The 16,345-nt window shown below is 69.8% G+C and carries 15 protein-coding genes; 5 read left to right on the top strand and 10 right to left on the bottom strand.

Annotation, left to right across the window (positions count from 1 at the left end):
• Positions 1-72 precede the first annotated feature (72 nt).
• Positions 73-1,731 (bottom strand): DNA repair helicase XPB, encoded by a 1,659-nt coding sequence (locus tag NQ151_RS05285; protein ID WP_257508248.1) that lies wholly within the window; start codon positions 1,729-1,731, stop codon positions 73-75.
• 69 nt (positions 1,732-1,800) lie between these two features.
• Between NQ151_RS05285 and NQ151_RS05280 the strand changes: the two genes are divergently transcribed.
• Positions 1,801-2,091: a DivIVA domain-containing protein gene (locus NQ151_RS05280; protein ID WP_257527248.1), complete on the top strand. Its 291-nt coding sequence runs from the start codon at positions 1,801-1,803 to the stop codon at positions 2,089-2,091.
• A 10-nt stretch (positions 2,092-2,101) separates the two neighbouring features.
• On the opposite strand, the gene NQ151_RS05275 is transcribed toward NQ151_RS05280, so the two are convergent.
• Both NQ151_RS05275 and NQ151_RS05270 read right to left on the bottom strand, forming a co-directional pair.
• Positions 2,102-3,856 carry a helicase-associated domain-containing protein gene (locus tag NQ151_RS05275; RefSeq protein WP_257527247.1) on the bottom strand — a complete coding sequence of 585 codons (1,755 nt, stop codon included), beginning with the start codon at positions 3,854-3,856 and terminating at the stop codon, positions 2,102-2,104.
• Position 3,857: 1 nt separating this feature from the next.
• The gene (locus NQ151_RS05270) at positions 3,858-4,124 is read right to left on the bottom strand and encodes a multidrug ABC transporter ATPase (RefSeq protein WP_257527246.1); all 267 of its coding nucleotides are present in this window, start codon (positions 4,122-4,124) and stop codon (positions 3,858-3,860) included.
• Between the two features lie 103 nt (positions 4,125-4,227).
• Here NQ151_RS05270 and NQ151_RS05265 point away from each other — a divergent pair, with 103 nt between their 5' ends.
• Together NQ151_RS05265 and NQ151_RS05260 are read left to right on the top strand one after the other, a co-directional pair.
• On the top strand, positions 4,228-4,611 hold the full coding sequence (locus tag NQ151_RS05265; protein ID WP_257508252.1) for a cold-shock protein: 384 nt from the start codon (positions 4,228-4,230) through the stop codon (positions 4,609-4,611).
• The gene (locus NQ151_RS05260; RefSeq protein WP_257527245.1) at positions 4,595-5,281 is read left to right on the top strand and encodes a DUF3027 domain-containing protein; all 687 of its coding nucleotides are present in this window, start codon (positions 4,595-4,597) and stop codon (positions 5,279-5,281) included. The genes NQ151_RS05265 and NQ151_RS05260 overlap by 17 nt, the downstream gene beginning before the upstream one ends.
• Positions 5,282-5,574: 293 nt before the next feature.
• Here NQ151_RS05260 and NQ151_RS05255 read toward each other — a convergent pair whose 3' ends face one another.
• From NQ151_RS05255 to NQ151_RS05230, 6 genes are all read right to left on the bottom strand, one after another.
• Complete coding sequence (locus NQ151_RS05255; protein WP_257527244.1) at positions 5,575-7,881, bottom strand: exo-beta-d-1,3/1,6-glucosidase; 2,307 nt, start codon at positions 7,879-7,881, stop codon at positions 5,575-5,577.
• Positions 7,878-8,912, bottom strand: coding sequence for an ABC transporter permease (locus NQ151_RS05250; RefSeq protein WP_502883556.1), 1,035 nt, complete (start codon positions 8,910-8,912; stop codon positions 7,878-7,880). The genes NQ151_RS05255 and NQ151_RS05250 overlap by 4 nt, the downstream gene beginning before the upstream one ends.
• Before the next feature lies 1 nt (position 8,913).
• Complete coding sequence (locus NQ151_RS05245; RefSeq protein ID WP_257508255.1) at positions 8,914-9,897, bottom strand: ABC transporter permease; 984 nt, start codon at positions 9,895-9,897, stop codon at positions 8,914-8,916.
• Positions 9,894-10,697 (bottom strand): ABC transporter ATP-binding protein, encoded by an 804-nt coding sequence (locus NQ151_RS05240; RefSeq protein WP_257527242.1) that lies wholly within the window; start codon positions 10,695-10,697, stop codon positions 9,894-9,896. The genes NQ151_RS05245 and NQ151_RS05240 overlap by 4 nt, the downstream gene beginning before the upstream one ends.
• Entirely contained in the window at positions 10,694-11,557 is an 864-nt protein-coding gene (locus tag NQ151_RS05235; RefSeq protein ID WP_257527241.1) for an ABC transporter ATP-binding protein, read from the bottom strand. The genes NQ151_RS05240 and NQ151_RS05235 overlap by 4 nt, the downstream gene beginning before the upstream one ends.
• A gap of 73 nt (positions 11,558-11,630) precedes the next feature.
• Positions 11,631-13,286, bottom strand: coding sequence for an ABC transporter substrate-binding protein (locus tag NQ151_RS05230; protein WP_257527240.1), 1,656 nt, complete (start codon positions 13,284-13,286; stop codon positions 11,631-11,633).
• Between the two features lie 173 nt (positions 13,287-13,459).
• On the opposite strand from NQ151_RS05230, the gene NQ151_RS05225 reads away from it, so the two are divergent.
• A complete protein-coding gene (locus NQ151_RS05225) occupies positions 13,460-14,092 on the top strand; it encodes a TetR/AcrR family transcriptional regulator (protein WP_257527239.1) in 633 nt (210 codons plus the stop codon).
• A gap of 151 nt (positions 14,093-14,243) precedes the next feature.
• Here the strand turns inward: NQ151_RS05225 and serC are convergent, their stop codons facing one another.
• Entirely contained in the window at positions 14,244-15,356 is a 1,113-nt protein-coding gene (gene serC / locus NQ151_RS05220) for a phosphoserine transaminase (protein ID WP_257527238.1), read from the bottom strand.
• A gap of 109 nt (positions 15,357-15,465) precedes the next feature.
• Here serC and NQ151_RS05215 point away from each other — a divergent pair, with 109 nt between their 5' ends.
• On the top strand, positions 15,466-16,167 hold the full coding sequence (locus NQ151_RS05215; protein WP_257508261.1) for an iron-dependent transcriptional repressor DtxR: 702 nt from the start codon (positions 15,466-15,468) through the stop codon (positions 16,165-16,167).
• The last annotated feature ends 178 nt before the right edge of the window (positions 16,168-16,345 follow it).

The raw sequence follows: 16,345 nt of genomic DNA, 5'->3' as shown, positions 1-16,345 counted from the left end.
CGGCGGGAAACCGGCAATTTCGGGGCCGAATCTGCTCGACAGCCTGAATTCCGCCGCCGGGACGCGCGCGCCTCAGGCCGCGGCGACCTGGTCCGCGTCGAGGATCGTGTACGAGTAGCCCTGCTCGGCGAGGAACCGCTGCCGGTTCTGTGCGAAGTCCTGGTCGACGGTGTCGCGCGCGATCAGGGTGTAGAAGCTCGCGGTGTGACCGTTGGTCTTGGGACGCAGCAGGCGCCCGAGGCGCTGGGCCTCCTCCTGACGGGAGCCGAACGACCCCGACACCTGGATGGCGACGGATGCCTCGGGCAGGTCGATCGAGAAGTTCGCGACCTTCGAGACCACCAGCACCGGCACCTCGCCGACCCGGAACTGCTGGTACAGTCGCTCGCGCTCATCCACGGGCACGGCTCCGGTGATCTTGGGCGCGTCCAGCGCCTCGGCCAGCTCATCGATCTGGTCGAGGTACTGGCCGATCACCAGGATCTGCTCGCCCTCGTGGCGCGCGACCAGGTCACGTACGACGTCGATCTTCACCGGCGCGGTGGCCGCGAGCCGGTAACGGTCCTCGTCGGCGGATGCCGCGTACTCGAGCCGCTCGTCGACGGGAAGGTCCACGCGCACTTCGTAGCAGATCGCGGGGGAGATGAAGCCCTGCGCCTCGATCTCCTTCCACGGGGCGTCGAACCGCTTCGGCCCGATCAGGCTGAACACGTCGCCCTCGCGGCCGTCCTCGCGCACGAGCGTCGCGGTGAGTCCGAGCCGGCGCCGGGCCTGCAGGTCGGCGGTCAGCTTGAACACCGGGGCGGGCAGCAGATGCACCTCGTCGTAGATGATCAGGCCCCAGTCCAGCGCGTCCAGCAGCGACAGGTGCGCGTACTGGCCGGCGCGCTTGGCGGTGAGGATCTGGTAGGTCGCGATCGTGACCGGCTTGATCTCCTTGACCTGGCCGGAGTACTCGCCGATCTCCTCCGCGGTGAGGCTGGTGCGCTTGAGCAGCTCATCGCGCCACTGCCGGGCGCTCACGGTGTTGGTCACCAGGATCAGCGTCGTGGTCTTGGTCTCGGCCATCGCTCCGGCCCCGACGAGCGTCTTGCCGGCACCACAGGGGAGCACCACGACTCCGGAACCGCCCTCGTGGAAGGTGTCCACCGCGGTGCGCTGGTAGGGCCGCAGCGTCCAGCCGTCTTCGGCGAGGTCGATCGGGTGGGGAGTCCCGGGCGTGTACCCGGCGTGGTCTTCGGCGGGCCAGCCGATCTTCAGCAGCTCCTGCTTGATGTGACCGCGCGCCCAGGCGTCCACCACGAACGTGTCCGGAGCGGGGTGGCCGATCAGCAGCGGGTTGATGCGCTTGTTGCGCGAGACTTCCGACAGCACCGCGGCATCCGTCGAGCGCAGCACCAGCACGCCCTCGCCGTGACCCTCGACGTCGGCGCGCTCGATCACGAGGCGCCCGTAGCGGTTCACGGTCTCGCGCAGGTCCAGCGACACCGAAGCCGGCACCGGGAAGCGCGACCAGCGCTCCAGCGTGCCGAGCATGTCGTCGGCGTCGTGGCCGGCGGCTCGGGCGTTCCACAGCCCCAGCCGCGTGATGCGGTACGTGTGGATGTGCTCGGGGGCGCGCTCGAGCTCGGCGAAGATCGCGAGCTCGTGGCGCGCGGTTTCGGCATCCGGGTGGGCTACTTCCAGCAGCACCGTCCGGTCGCTCTGCACGATGAGGGGGCCGTCAGCCATAACGAGCAAGTCTAGTCGGCGCCGCGGCGGGTGCGGTCGATCCGCGCAGGCATCCGTTACTGTCACGTCGTGCACAGTTCCGACATCCGCGGTGTCCAGTTCCCCAGGCTCAAGACTGTGCTCGGCCTGTTCGGCCCCGCCGGCTACGCCACCGGGGACGTCGACGAGTTCCTGAAGCAGTGCGCCGAGGCCCTCAAAGCGCGGGAGAGCGGCGGCTGGACGCGACTGCGCGGCGAAGACATCGTGGTGAAGCAGTTCGATTACACGCGGCGCGGCGGACCCTACGATTCGGATGCCGTCGACCAATTCCTCGACCGGGTCGTCGTGGCACTGGGCGAGTACGAACAACCCGCGGGCTGAAACCGCGGACTCAGACCGGGTGCACCGATTCGATGCTCGCCACCGGCAGCGTGCGCTCCACATCGGCGGCGCGATCGCGTCCGCGCAGGCGCCCACCCCCGAGGCCGCTGGCCTCGAGTGTGAAGTCGCGGGTCGAGCCGTCGGGCAGGCGCACGGTGACCACGATCAGCGACTTCGCCCGCACGGCCTGTTCGAGCTCGCGGCCGAGCCACGCGGCATCCGCGTCGGCGTCGTGCGCGGCGCGCAGCCGCGCCAGCAGCCCGTCATAGGCGCGCACGGTCGCCTCGGCCGGGTCGGCGGCCAGGCGGTGGCGCATCACGGTGCGGGTGTGGCCGGACGCGTCCTGCATCCCGACGGGGTAGCGGGCGTCGGCGAGCATCCAGAACACGGTGTCGGCGCTCGAGCGTGACGCGAGGCCCTGCGGGTGGCGGACGAACCCGAGCGGGCGCAGCGCCTGGTCGACGGCGAGCGTGTCGAGCACCCGGGGGTCCTCGCTGGAGACCAGGGTGGATCCGGATGCCGGGTCGTCGACGACCCGGATCAGGCCGTGCCGGGCCGCGGTGCGCTCGATCTCATAGGCCAGCGGCTGCGGCAGGCCGGTCAGCGACAGGTCGGTGAGGAACTCGCGCAGCGACTCGGCGGTCTCGCCGCCGGTGATGGCGGCGCCGATCGAATCGGGCGTGAACCGATAGCTGGATGCCTGCGCGCGCGACTCCCGGATCGCCATGGTGCGCAGGCGCATGTCCAGGTGCGGGGCCAGCGGCCCAGGCGCGATCGCGGTGAGGTCGTTCTGCAGGAAGACGCGGTCCACCTCGGAGGGCAGCAGCGCCCGCAGTTCGTCCAGGTCGGTCTCGTCGCCGGCGGCCAGTCCCTTCGCCCACGGCGCGCTGGTGCCGTCGGCGCCGATGAGGGCCCAGCGGTGCATCAGGGCGCGCCACCGCTCCGCGCGCGGCGGCCACGACGGGTCGAACGGGTAGGCCGCGGGCCACTCGGCGGGGTCGGTCCAGCCGCCGTCGGCGGTGCGCAGCGCCGAGGGCAGTGCGTCGCGCAGCCGGCGCGCCACGTCCCCCCAGCGATCGACCGTGCCCGCGCGCAGCCACTCCAGGCCCGCAGACGTGACGAGCCACTCCTTGTCGGTGGGCGCGGTCAGTCCCGTCACCGCCGACAGTGCGACGAGTTCGTCGGCGGTGGCGGCGTCGTCGACGATGCCCGCCTCCAGCAGCCGGCGACGCTCCGTCGCGCCCAGCGCGCCCGAGCCGATGCGCACGAGCGGCGCCCCCAGGGCGAGCTGCAGGATGTCGGCGAGGGTGGCGGCGGCGGTGAAGGCACGCTCGGCCGCGGCGGCATCCGATTCGGACGCGGGGGCCGGTGACGCGGTGGTCGGTGACGCGGGGGTCGGTGACGCGGTGGCCGGGGATGCCGGGGCTGGTTGCGGTGCCGACGGGTGGGCTGCGACGGCCTCGGCGACGGCGCGGTACACCTCGCCGTCGGGGGCGACGAGGGCGCGGGCGATCAGTTCGGACCGGGCCGGTTCGGCCACGGTGCCGTCACCGGCGGCGATGAGGGCTTCGGCCAGCGGCCGAGGAAGTGCGGCGAGGGCACGCGCGAGCGGCGCGGCATCCTGGATCGCTTCGGCGGCGTCGAAGAAGTCGGCCCACGACGCGCTGGGGGAGATGCCCCGCTGGGACAGCAGTGCGCTGAGCGCGGCGTCGTCCTGCGCGGCGAGCCAGGTCGCCAGCGCACGGGAATCAGCCGGGTAGGGCACGTCAGTTCGTCCTATTGGCGCGAGCCCTTCGCACGAAGCTCATGATCACCAGCGCGATCAGCAGGACGAAGGCCAGGGGAGGAGCGAACCAGACGATGCCGCCCACGGTCGGCCACAGGCCGCTGCGCATGTCGCCACCCGCGGCGGAGCCGATCATGATCGCCACGAAGCTGACGATCGACAGCAGCAGCAGACCGAACGACATGAACGCAAGAATGCGGTCGATTCGGCGGATCGGCATGTCTTCGCCGGGGGTGCGTGTGCTCATCGGCTCCAGACTAGTGGGTGGTCGGTGCCGTAGGCTGTTCTGGGGTCCGATCGGCCCCGTTTGGCGTCCTGCACCTGTGCAGGCCCGATGCAACGAGGTTCGCATGCCCACCGGCAAGGTCAGGTTCTACGACGAGGAGAAGGGCTTCGGCTTCATCTCCGCCGATGACGGCCAGGATGTCTTCCTGCACGCCACCGCCCTCCCCGCCGGCACCACCGGGCTCAAGCCCGGCACCCGCCTGGAATTCGGCGTCGCCGACGGCAAACGGGGGCTGCAGGCGCTATCGGTGCGCGTGCTCGAGGCCCCTGTGAGCCTGTCCAAGCGCAGCCGCAAGCCCGCTGACGACATGGCGATCATCGTCGAAGACCTCGTCAAGTTGCTCGACGGCATCGGCGGCGACTTGCGTCACGGCCGGTACCCGAGCGGTCCGCACGCGAAGAAGATCGCAGCAGTGCTGCGCAAGGTAGCTGATGACTTCGAGGCCTGACCCCAGCGACGAACGACTGCTGGCCGCGCACGACCTCGCTCGCGCCGCGCTGCGCGAGGTGACCCCGGAGGCGTCGATCGGCGATGCCGCCGGCTACAAGCTCGAAGACGACGGTGTCGTCTCGCTGCGGTTCAACAACCGGCTCGGGGGCTACCCCGGGTGGTTCTGGACCGTCAGCATCGCCGCCGTCGAAGACTCCGAGCCGACCGTGCTCGAGGTGGAACTGCTCCCCGGCGACGGCGCACTGCTGGCCCCCGAGTGGGTGCCATGGGCGGTTCGTCTGGCCGAGTACCAGGCAGCGCAGGCGGTGCAGGCGGCCGCGGCGGCCGAATCCGGCGAGCTCGCGGCATCCGACGACGAGGACGATGACGACCTGGACGATGAGGAAGACGACGGCGATGACGTCGACGACCTCGACGATCTGGATGCGTCGGACTTCGACGACGACGGTTCGGCGATCCTGCACGGCGGCGACCTGGACGGTGTCGACATCGACGAGCTCGACGAGAGCGCCGTCGACGACGACGAGGATGCCGACATCGACGAGCTCGACGAGCTCGACGAGAGCGCCGTCGACGACGACGAGGATGCCGACGAAGACGATGACGAGTCTTCGGACGACGCGTACGTCCCCGTCGACGACGCCGACCGGGACGAATCGGGCGACTGAACCCGCCGCCCGAGTCCGGTGGCGCGCGACGCTCGGTCGTCGCAACCGACCCCGGAACTCACGGTGGCGGGGACGTTTGCGACGACTGAGCGCACGTGGATGCCGGCGCGGGCCGGCGCGGCTGGTTCGGTGGACGCGAACGACCCCGACGACGGGCTCGGCGGGGGCGTTTGCGACGACTGAGCGCACGCGGATGCCGGCGCGTGCCGGCGCGGAGGGCTCGGTCGTCACGAACGTCCCCGCAACCACGGTGGCGGGGACGTTCGCGACGACCGAAGGCACGTGCCGGTGGGTCAGCCCCGCACGGTGAACCCTGCGCTCAGCAGCGCGGCGTCCCGTGATGAGGGGCCGACCAGCAGCTCGAAGGCGCCGGGCTCGACGATCCGTCGCGCGTCGGCATCCACGATGGTGCACTCGGCGACCGGCAGCTCCAGCTGCACCGTCACCTCGGAGCGCGGTGGCACCTCGACCCGCTGGTAGGCCTTGAGCTCCTTGTCGGTCCAGCTCACCGAGGTCACCACGTCGCGCACGTACACCTGCACGACCTCGTGGGCGGGCCGATCGCCGAGGTTCCGCACCGTCACGCTCGCGCGCACGACGTCGTCAATCCCGAGCTCCCCGAGCTCGGCGTCCTCCACCACGAGGTCGGCGTACTCGACGCGCGTGTACCCCAGCCCCTCACCGAACGCATACGCGGGGCTCTGCGTCAGGTCGGCGTAGCGCGAGCCGTGCTGCCCGCGGATCTGGTTGTAGTACGTCGGCTGCTGGCCGGCGTGACGGGCGAACGAGATCGGCAGCCGGCCGCTGGGCTCGATGAGCCCCAGCAGCAGCTCGGCGACGGCGTGCCCGCCGGCCATGCCGGGGTTCGCCGCCCACACCACGGCGGCGGCGGATTCCACTGCCGCCGGCAGCACGAGCGGCTTGGATGCCAGCAGCACCACCACCATCGGAGTGCCCGTGGCGGCCAGCGCCTCCAGCAACGCGATCTGCCCGCCGATGAGATCCAGCGTGGCGGTGGAGCGGCCCTCGCCGACCAGTTCGATCCGGTCGCCCACGACGGCCACCACGACATCGGCGCGCGAGGCGGCCTCGACCGCCTCGGCGATCAGCTCGGCATCCGGTTCACACGGCACCACGACCTGCGGCCGCGGCTGCCCGTCGGGGAAGAATGCGCCCTCCGGGTCGTCGGCGAGGGTCAGGATGTCCGCACCCTTCGCGTATTCCACGCCCCACGAATCCGGCGCGTGCACGGTCAGACCCTGCAACACCGTCGTGATCATCTCGCGCGGCTGACCGTCGGGCAGCCACCCCGCCTGGCCGGAGTTGCCGGCCCAGTCGCCCAGCTGCGTCTGCGCGTCGTCGGCGAGCGGACCCACGACCGCGATGCGGCGGGCGGGTCCGGATGCCACGGCGCGCCCATCCCCGGAGGACGAGGTCGCGTCGGTCAACGGCAGCAGGCCGTCGTTGCGCAGCAGCACGAGGGAGCAGCGAGCGGTCTCGCGGTTCAGCGCGGTGTGCGCGGCGTTGCCGATCACGTTCGCGATGCGAACGGCATTGGGCAGGCGCGGGTTCTCGAACAGCCCGAACTCGAACTTGAGCTTCAGGATGCGGCTGACCGCCCGGTCGATGTCGGACTCGGTGAGCGTGCCCGCCGCGACCGCGTCCAGCGCGCCCTGGAAGAAACCGGGCGTGGTCATGACCATGTCGTTGCCGGCCTTCACCGCGGCAGCCGCGGCGTGCGCGTGATCGGGCTGCACCTTCTGCTCCCAGACCATGCGCCCGACGTTGTCCCAGTCGGTGATGAGGGTGCCGGTGTAGCCCCACTCGCCGCGCAGCACGTCGTTGAGCAGCCAGTCGTTCACCGTGATCGGCACGCCGTCGATGGACTGGTAGCCGAGCATGAACGTGCGGCATCCTTCCTTCGCCACCCGCTCGAACGGCGGCAGGAACCAGGAGCGGAGCTTGCGGCGCGACAGGTCGGCCTCACTCGCGTCGCGGCCGCCCTGCGTCTCGGAGTACCCGGCGAAGTGCTTGGCCGTCGCGAGGATGGCGGTGTCATCGCTCAGCCCGCCGCCCTGGTAGCCGCGCACCATCGCCGAGGCGAGCTCACCGATGAGGAACGGGTCCTCGCCGAACGTCTCGTTCACGCGGCCCCAACGCAGGTCGCGGGCGATGCACAGCACGGGGGAGAAGGTCCAGTGCACGCCGGTGGCCGCCACCTCGACGGCGGTGGCCCGGGCGACCCGCTCCAGCAGCTGCGGGTCCCACGACGCCGCCATCCCCAGCTGGGTGGGGTAGATGGTGGCGCCGACGAAGAACGAGTGCCCGTGGATGCAGTCCTCGCCCACGATCAGCGGGATGCGCAGGCGAGTGCGCGACACCAGGTCGTGCGCCAGCGCGAGCCGCTCGGGCGAGGCGTGCAGGATCGAGCCGACGTGGCGGCGCAGCACCTGGTCTTCGATGTCGTCGCGCGCGTCGAGCTGCATCATCTGGCCGACCTTCTCCTCGAGCGTCATGCGCGCGAGGAGGTCGGCGATGCGCTCGGCGACCGGCAGGGCCGCGTCGAGATACGCGGCGTCGGAGTTCAGAGGAGTCGTCATGAGGGAACTTCCGTCTTGTCGTGCGGGGAGGTGCGGGATGCGGGGGGCGTGCGGCGCACGGCGGTGACGCCGCTGGTGGGGGCAATGCCCTTCTTGCGCAGCGCGCGGGCACGCTCGCCGGCGGAGCGCAGCCGAGGGTTGACGTACTCGTCGATGCCGAAGTTGATCAGTGACAGCGCCATGCCCAGCATGGCGATGCACAGGCCCGCGGGCACGTACCACCACCAGTAGTCCGGGAACGCGCCGTTCTGCTGCGCCCAGAACAGGATCGTGCCCCAGTTGAGGTTGGTGATGGGGATGATGCCGATGAAGGCGAGGGTCGTCAGACCCAGCACGGCCGCGGTGACGGTGCCGACGAAGCTGGAGGCGATGATCGCCATCAGGTTCGGCAGCATCTCCACCGTGATGATGCGCCACAGCGGCTCGCCGTTGGCGCGTGCGGCGCGCACGAAGTCGCGGTCACGCAGCGACATCGTCTGGGCGCGCAGGACGCGCGCCCCCCACGCCCAGCCGGTGAGGGCCAGCACACCGGCGATGAGGAACAGGCTGGGGTCGTCGTACTGCGACGCGATGATGATCATCAGGGGCAGGCCCGGCAGCACGAGGAACACGTTGGTCAGTGCCGACAGCGATTCGCTGCGCCAGCCGGCGAGCATTCCGGATGCCACACCGACCGCGACGGCGGCTGCGGTGGCGAGGATGCCGGCGAGGAACCCGACCAGCAGCACCCCGCGGGTGCCGTAGACGAGCTGGCTGAAGACGTCCTCACCCATGTGGGTCGTGCCCAGCAAGTGCGCCCACGAGGGGGCCTGCTTCAGCGCGGTGTAGTCCTTGTCCAGCGGGCCATAGGGGGCGATGAGATCGCCGAACACGGCAACCAGGACGAAGATGCCCAGGATGATCAGCCCGGTCAGCGATTTGCGGTTGCGGAACATCGCGAACGATGCACCCATCCGCTGCAGCCCTGAGGGCGGGGTGCGGGCCTCTTCCGGCTCACTTGCCTCGAGGGCAGTCGTGGTGGGGATGGTCATGTCAGGCCTCCATCTGGCGGGCGCGGGGGTCAAGGACCGCGTAGGCGACATCGGCGAGGATGTTCGCGATCAGGACGGCGAGGGTGATGACGAGGAACAGCCCCTGCATGAGCGGGTAGTCCTTCGACGTGGTGGCATCCAGGAGCAGCTTGCCCACTCCGGGATAGCTGAAGACGAGCTCCATGACGAGCGTGCCGCCGACGATGAATCCCAGCGACAGCGCGAAGCTCGACAGCTGCGGGAGCATCGCGTTGCGGGCGGCGTAGCGGGTGACCACGCGGGCGGGGGACAGGCCCTTGGCCTGCGCGACGGTGATGTAGTCCTCATCGAGCACCGTGATCATCATGTTGCGCATGCCGAGCATCCAGCCGCCGAGCGAGGCCAGCACGATCGTCAGTGCCGGCAGGGTGCCGTGGTAGATCACGTCGCCGATGAACTCCAGCGTCAGGCCCGGGTCGGCGCCCTTCGAGTACGCGTGCGAGGCGGGGAACCAACCCAGCGCCGTGGAGAACAGGGCGATGGCGATGAGGCCCATCCAGAAATACGGCACCGAGGAGAAGAAGTTCGCGATCGGGATGGCGGCATCCGATGCGCGTCCGCGGCGCCAGCCGATGATCGCGCCGGCGGAGGTGCCGACGAAGAACGAGATGATCGTCGCAAGACCCACCAGGCCCACCGTCCACGGCAGCGCGGTGGCGATGACGTCGGTCACCGGAGCCAGACCGTGCGAGAACGACCGACCCAGATCGCCGCGCAGCAGCAGCGCCCAGTAGTCGATGTACTGCTCGAGGATGTTCTTGTCGGTGTCGAGGCCGAAGAGGGTGCGCAGGGCATCGGCTGCCTCGGGGCTGATCCTGCCCTGGTTCTTCTGCAGATACGCGGAGATCGGGTCGCCCTTCATCATCCGCGGCAGGAAGAAGTTGATGGTGATCGCAGCCCAGGCGGTGAACGCGTAGAACAGGGTGCGGCGTGCGGCGAACCTCACGACAGGGCTCCTTCTGTGGGTGCGGCGAAGTGCCGGTCGGGGTCGGGGGAGGCGTCGCGAAGCGCCCGGGTGTATTCGTGCTGCGGACGCAGGATCACATCGTCCGCGGTGCCCTCCTCCACGACGCGGCCGTGGTGGAGCACCATGATGCGGTCGCTGAAGTGGCGGGCGGTGGCCAGGTCATGCGTGATGTACAGCACGCCCAGGTTCGACTCCCGCTGCAGTTCGGCGAGCAGGTTCAGCACGCCGAGCCGGATCGACACGTCGAGCATCGAGACCGGCTCGTCGGCGACCAGCAGGGAGGGCCGGGATGCCAGTGCGCGCGCGATCGCGACGCGCTGGCGCTGCCCGCCGGACAGCTCATGCGGGCGGCGCTCGATCGTGCCGTCCGGGTCGAGGCGCACGCGCTCGAGCAGCCGGCGCACCTCGGCTTCGACCTCGTCCCGTGGGACGACGTGGTCCAGCCGCAGCGGCCGTTCCAGGTGGTGGCGCACCGTGTGGTACGGATTCAGCGAGGCGAAGGGGTCCTGGAACACCATGCGCACCTGCTGGCGGTAGCTGCGCAGGGCCCGCCCACCGCGGGGGAGCGGGGCGCCGTCGAGCAGCACGTCGCCGCTGGTGGCGCGCTCGAGCTGCGTGATGATCTTGGCGATCGTGGACTTGCCGCTGCCGCTCTGGCCGACCAGTGCCACGGTCTGCCCCGATCCGAGGCGGAAGCTCACGTCGTCCAGAGCGAGCATGTGCCCGGCGCCGCGCACGCGGTAGCGCTTGGTGACGGAGCGGAATTCGAGGGTGGTCATCGGGGGACCTCCAGAGTGGGGACGCGGTCGCCGCCGCGCACGAAGTCGCCGCGGTCGCCGGTGAGGCTGGGGAAGGCGCCCAGCAGGGTGCGCGTGTACTCGTGCTGCGCGTGGTGATAGAGGTTCTCGGCGGTGTCGAGTTCGACGATGCGGCCCTCGCGCATCACGGCGATGCGGTCGGAGATCTCCAGCAGCAGCGGCAGGTCGTGGGTGATGAAGACGACGGAGAAGCCGAACTCGTGGCGCAGGGCCGAGATCTGGCGCAGGATGTCGCGCTGCACGAGCACGTCCAGGGCCGTCGTCGGCTCGTCCATGATCATCAGCTGGGGGCGGAGCGCGAGGGCCATCGCGATCATGACGCGCTGGCGCATTCCGCCGGAGAGCTCATGAGGGTAGGACTTCAGGCGGTCGCGGCCGACGTCGACGATGTCGAGCAGGTCGCCGCACTCGGCGGTGCGCTGCGCACGGCTCATCTTCGGGCGGTGCGTCGTGAAGACATCGGCCAGTTGGCTGCCGATCGTCATGACGGGGTTCAGGGCGTTCATGGCGCCCTGGAAGACCATGGATGCCTTCGCCCACCGGAACGTGCGCATCTCGCCGTCGGTCAGCTCGCTGATGGCCACCTTCTGGCCGTTGGCATCGTGGAAGACGACGGAGCCGCCGGTGATCACGGCCGGCGGCTTGAGCAGCCGCTGCACGCCGTAGGCGAGGGTGGTCTTGCCGCAGCCGGACTCGCCGGCCAGGCCCAGGATCTCGCCGCGGCGGATCTGGAGGGACACGTCGCGGACGGCCTGAACAGGCGGGTCCACGTCGTAGGTGACGCTGAAGTCGGTGATCTCCAGCAGAACGTCGTCGGTCATGCGTACGGCTTCCGGGGGGCCGGGGGCCATCGGGGCCGAGGGGGATCGGCCCGGATGCCGCGAGGGGGATGGCTCAGCCGGCGGGCTGGAGCTTGGTGAGGATCAGCACCGAGGTGGGCTGGGTCGGGTCGGCGTTGATGTACGGGTCATCTTCACCGGGCCAGCCCACGTAGTTGCGGGTGTTGAACTCGCTGATGAACGGGCGGGTGCCGATCGGCATGGCCGGCACCTCCTCCACGAAGATGCGCTGCATGGTCTCCAGAGCCGTGGTGCGAGCCGCCTCATCGGTCGTGGTGGCGTACGTGTTCAGCGCCTCGGTGGCCTCGGCGTTGTCGAAGCGGCCGAAGTTGTAGTCGGCCGGCTCGCCGAACGGCTTGAGGAAGCGGCCGTCCATCATGTCGCTGTACAGGTCGTACGGCGTCGCGCCCGAGTCGGTCCAGTGCAGGATCGCCTGGAACTCGCCGGCGCTGCGCGCCTCCCACCACGAGTCGGAGTCGGGGGTGTCCACGGCCGCCTCGACGCCCAGCTGGGCGACGGAGTCGGAGATCAGGCTGATGCCGGTGACGTAGTCGTTCCAGCCCTGCGGGACCGACAGCGTGAAGGTGACCTCGGTGCCGTCGGGATCGATCAGCGTCTCGTTCTCCCAGGTGTAGCCGGCCTCTTCGAGCACCGACTTCGCACCGTCGACATCGACCGGGAATTCTTCGCCGGCGTACTCGTCGAGGATGTATTCGTCACCGGCGGGGGTCGGCAGGCCCGTCACGGAAGTCAGCGCCGGAACGCCGTTCTCGCGCGCGATTTCGGCGTGCTGCTCGCGGTCGATCACCATGTTGACGGCGGTGCGGAACGCGACGTCGTCGAAGGGCTTCTCCTGGGTGTTGACGAACATCGTGTCGATGCCCAGACCCGCAGGCGCCCAGTAGACGTTGTCCTCGTCCTTGTCGAGGTATGCCGACTGCACGTTGGGGATGAACGCCTGCGCCCAGTCGACATCGCCGTTGGCGAGCGCCGTGGTCAGTGCCGTGTTGTCCGCGTAGGAGACGTAGTACAGCGTCGGCACGGCCAGTTCGCCGCCCCAGTAGTCATCGCGCGAGGTCAGCTCGACGCTCTGCGTGCTGAAGTTGGACAGCGTGTAGGGACCGGTGCCGACGGGCTCCTCGTTGGCGAACGAGGTCGGGTCTTCGACGTCGGCCCAGATGTGCTCGGGAACGATGAGCTTGTGAACGACCTTGTCCTGCTTGACGAACATCGACGTCGCGAAGCTCACGGTGACCGTGTCGCCGTCGAGGGCGACGTCGGTGATGCCGAGGGCGGCGGTGTCGAGACCGGGGGTGTCCTTGATCAGCGAGAACGTGAAGGCGATGTCGTCGGCGGTGAAGGGCTCACCGTCGTTCCAGGTGACGCCTTCGCGTGCGGTGAATGCGACGGAGGTGTAGTCGGGGGACCAGGTGATCTCAGAGGCCAGCCAGGGCTCGACCTCGGCGCTCGGGTCGACCAGGTTGACCATCCCCAACGGCTCGAAGATCGCGTTGGCGTAGCCGAGGCGCATCGCGGACGAGTCGCCGACCCACGGGTTGTTGCCTTCGGTGGTGATCGGGCCATCCGGCTTGGCGATCGTCAGCGCGGCGCCGGCTTCGGGCTCGGACGAGTCCGAGCTTCCGGCCGAGCATCCGGTGAGTACCAGCGCGGCGGCGACGCCGGCGGCGACCAAAGAGGTCTTGAGCCTCATTGCTTCTCCTTGAGAGTGGGGCCACGGCGCAGCCGTGCCCTCGGGGTGGGGGGCTGCCAGCGATGTCGATACCGAAGCCCGACGGAGAAGAAAACTGCGTCGTGCGTGCCTCGACTTCGAGGGCGAATTCAACTTACCGTCGCGTAAGTAAGTAGTGCAAGTAGACTCTGCCTATGAGCCAGCAACGCCGCCCGGTTCGCTCCAGGCCAGAGACCGCCGCCCGCCGCAACGAGATCCTCGATGCCGCCGTCGAGGTGTTCGGCAGCAAGGGGTCCAGCGGCGGCACGCTGTCCGATGTCGCCGACCGCGTCGGCATGACCCACGCCGGCATCCTGCATCACTTCGGATCCAAGGATCAGCTGCTGCTGGAGATGCTCGCCCACCGCGACAAGACCGACGTGGCCGGACTCGAGGGCGCCCACATCCCCGACGGGGTGGACCTGTTCCGCCACCTCGTGCGCACCGCGATGCGCAACGCGCAGCGCGCCGGCGTCGTGCAGGCATACGTCGTGCTGTCAGCCGAATCGGTGACCGACGACCATCCCGGCCGCGACTACTTCCTCCACCGCTACCGCACGCTGCGCGAAGAGGCGGCCGAGGCCTTCCGTGCCCTCTGTGAGGACCGGGGAGTGGACGCGCCGGACACGATCGCGCAGGCATCCGCCGCCGTGCTGGCCGTCATGGACGGCCTGCAGGTGCAGTGGCTGCTCGATCCCACCGATGTCGACCTGGGACGGGCGACCGAGTTCGGTATCGAGGCGATCGTCGCCGCGGTGCTGGACCCGCCGGAGCCCCTGCTGGACTGACGGGCCGGCGGGCGCCGGCGGGGACGGCCGCCGCGGGTTCGGTCGTCGCAAAGGGCCCCACCGCCGGGCGTTCCGGGGACGTTCATGACGACCGAGGGCTGCCGGGCCCACGGGAGCCGGCCCGGCAACGACCCCGTGACTCCGGCGCGGGTCAGAGGTGGTCGACGACGTAGTCGATGCAGCGGATGAGCTGGCGCACGTCGTCGGGCTCGATCGAGACGAACGTGGCCACGCGCAGCTGGTTGCGGCCGAGCTTGCGGTAGGGCTCGGTGTCGACGATGCCGTTGCCGCGCAGGTTCTTCGCGACCGCCGCGGCATCCACTGCGTCGTCGAAGTCCACCGTCACCACGACGGGGGAGCGGTCGGCGGGATCGGTGACGAACGGGGTCGCGAACGACGAGGCCTCGGCCCAGTCGTACAGCGCCGACGACGACTCGCGGGTGCGGGCGTCGGCCCACTGCAGGCCGCCGTTGCCGATGATCCAGTCCAGCTGGTTGTCGAGCAGGTACAGGGTCGTCAGGGCCGGGGTGTTGAGCGTCTGGTTCAGGCGGGAGTTGTCCAGCGCGTTCTTGAGGCTGAGGAACTCGGGGATGTAGCGCCCGGATGCCGCGATGCGCTCGATGCGCTCGATGGCTGCGGGGGAGACCACCGCGAACCACAGGCCGCCGTCGGAGCCGAGGTTCTTCTGCGGGGCGAAGTAGTAGACGTCGGCCTGGCCGACGGAGAAGTCGATGCCGCCGGCGGCGCTGGTCGCGTCGATCACCGTCAGCGCGCCGGCATCGCCGTGCACCCGCTCGACGGGGGCAGCCACACCGGTGGAGGTCTCGTTGTGCGTCCAGGCGTAGACATCGACACCCTCGACGGGAACCGCGACGGCGCGGGTGCCAGGCTCGGCCTTGCGCACGTCGGGGGCGTCGAGCCAGGGCGCGGCGGCTGCGGCGGCGAACTTGCCGCCGAACTCCCCGAACACCAGGTTCTGGCTGCGCTTTTCGATCAGGCCGAACGCGGCGGCATCCCAGAAGGCCGTCGTCCCGCCGTTGCCGACGATCACCTCGTAGCCGTCGGGCAGCCGGAACACCTCGCCGAGGTTGGCCAGCACGCTGCCGACGAGGCTCTTCACCGGCGCCTGCCGGTGGGAGGTACCCAGCACTGCCAGGCCGGGGCCCACCAGGGCCTGGATCTGCTCGGCGCGCACCTTGGAGGGGCCGCAGCCGAAGCGTCCGTCGGTGGGCAGGATCTCGCGGGGCAGCGTCACGTGGGCCATGTGCCGATTCTAGAGGCGTCGCCGCCGCCGTTCCGGCCGTCCAGGGTCGGTGCGATGGCCAGAGGATAGGCTGGGCACCGCTGAACTCGCCCCCGACATCGAGGCTGCCATGACCGATCTGATCGACACCACCGAGATGTACCTGCGCACGATCCTCGAGCTCGAAGAAGAGGACATCATCCCGCTGCGTGCGCGCATTTCGGAGCGGCTCGGCCACTCCGGACCCACCGTGTCGCAGACGGTCGGACGCATGGAGCGCGACGGTCTCGTGGTGGTGTCCGAGGATCGCCGGCTGGAGTTGACGGATGCCGGGCGGCAGAAGGCCGTCGACGTCATGCGCAAGCACCGCCTGGCCGAACGGCTGCTCAGCGACGTCATCGGGCTCGACTGGTCGTACGTGCATGAAGAGGCGTGCCGCTGGGAGCACGTGATGAGCGAGCAGGTGGAGCGCCGGCTGATCGAACTGCTCGGGCACCCCACCGAGTCGCCCTACGGGAACCCGATCCCGGGCCTCGATCAGCTGGGCGATGTGCCGGCCAACACGTTCGATCAGGGCGTGGTGGGACTGGTGCGCTGGATGAACGCCGCGGATGCGCCGATTCAGGGCACCGTGCGTCGCCTGGCCGAGCCTGCACAGGTCGACCCCGAGCTGCTGACGCAGCTGCGTGCCGCGGGCGTGGTACCAGGCGGAAGGGGCGACTTCCGCTTCAACGAGGGGTACGTTCTGGTGCAGATGGACGACTACGACGAAGCCCTGGAACTGCCGGTCGAGGTGGCCTCCCACATCTTCCTCGTCGACGAGCGCGGTTGAGCTCTCGCACACTCCCCTGAACGTGCGGCAACGGGTTGTGCACAGGAGCGTGACTTGTTCGTTATCTTCCGGTAGCCTCGGGAATGTCCAACGGCGAGAAGCCCGCCAACGGATACCACGGGGATCGCCTCAGCGGCTCGTCGTTCTCGTGGGTAATCGCATATCTGTGCCCCGACAC

The organism is Microbacterium sp. zg-YB36, assembly GCF_024623575.2.
Lineage (GTDB): Bacteria > Actinomycetota > Actinomycetes > Actinomycetales > Microbacteriaceae > Microbacterium.
Note: the sequence above shows the minus strand (reverse complement) of the source record. Positions and strands in the feature narration are given on the sequence as shown.

Bases quoted from the DNA above. Each gene is read 5' to 3' on its own strand.
- NQ151_RS05285 (WP_257508248.1), bottom strand. From the start codon at position 1,731: ATGGCTGACGGCCCCCTCATCGTGCAGAGCGACCGGACGGTGCTGCTG.
- NQ151_RS05270 (WP_257527246.1), bottom strand. From the start codon at position 4,124: ATGAGCACACGCACCCCCGGCGAAGACATGCCGATCCGCCGAATCGAC.
- NQ151_RS05265 (WP_257508252.1), top strand. From the start codon at position 4,228: ATGCCCACCGGCAAGGTCAGGTTCTACGACGAGGAGAAGGGCTTCGGC.
- NQ151_RS05260 (WP_257527245.1), top strand. From the start codon at position 4,595: ATGACTTCGAGGCCTGACCCCAGCGACGAACGACTGCTGGCCGCGCAC.
- NQ151_RS05255 (WP_257527244.1), bottom strand. From the start codon at position 7,881: ATGACGACTCCTCTGAACTCCGACGCCGCGTATCTCGACGCGGCCCTG.
- NQ151_RS05250 (WP_502883556.1), bottom strand. From the start codon at position 8,912: ATGACCATCCCCACCACGACTGCCCTCGAGGCAAGTGAGCCGGAAGAG.
- NQ151_RS05240 (WP_257527242.1), bottom strand. From the start codon at position 10,697: ATGACCACCCTCGAATTCCGCTCCGTCACCAAGCGCTACCGCGTGCGC.
- NQ151_RS05235 (WP_257527241.1), bottom strand. From the start codon at position 11,557: ATGACCGACGACGTTCTGCTGGAGATCACCGACTTCAGCGTCACCTAC.
- NQ151_RS05230 (WP_257527240.1), bottom strand. From the start codon at position 13,286: ATGAGGCTCAAGACCTCTTTGGTCGCCGCCGGCGTCGCCGCCGCGCTG.
- NQ151_RS05225 (WP_257527239.1), top strand. From the start codon at position 13,460: ATGAGCCAGCAACGCCGCCCGGTTCGCTCCAGGCCAGAGACCGCCGCC.
- serC (WP_257527238.1), bottom strand. From the start codon at position 15,356: ATGGCCCACGTGACGCTGCCCCGCGAGATCCTGCCCACCGACGGACGC.
- NQ151_RS05215 (WP_257508261.1), top strand. From the start codon at position 15,466: ATGACCGATCTGATCGACACCACCGAGATGTACCTGCGCACGATCCTC.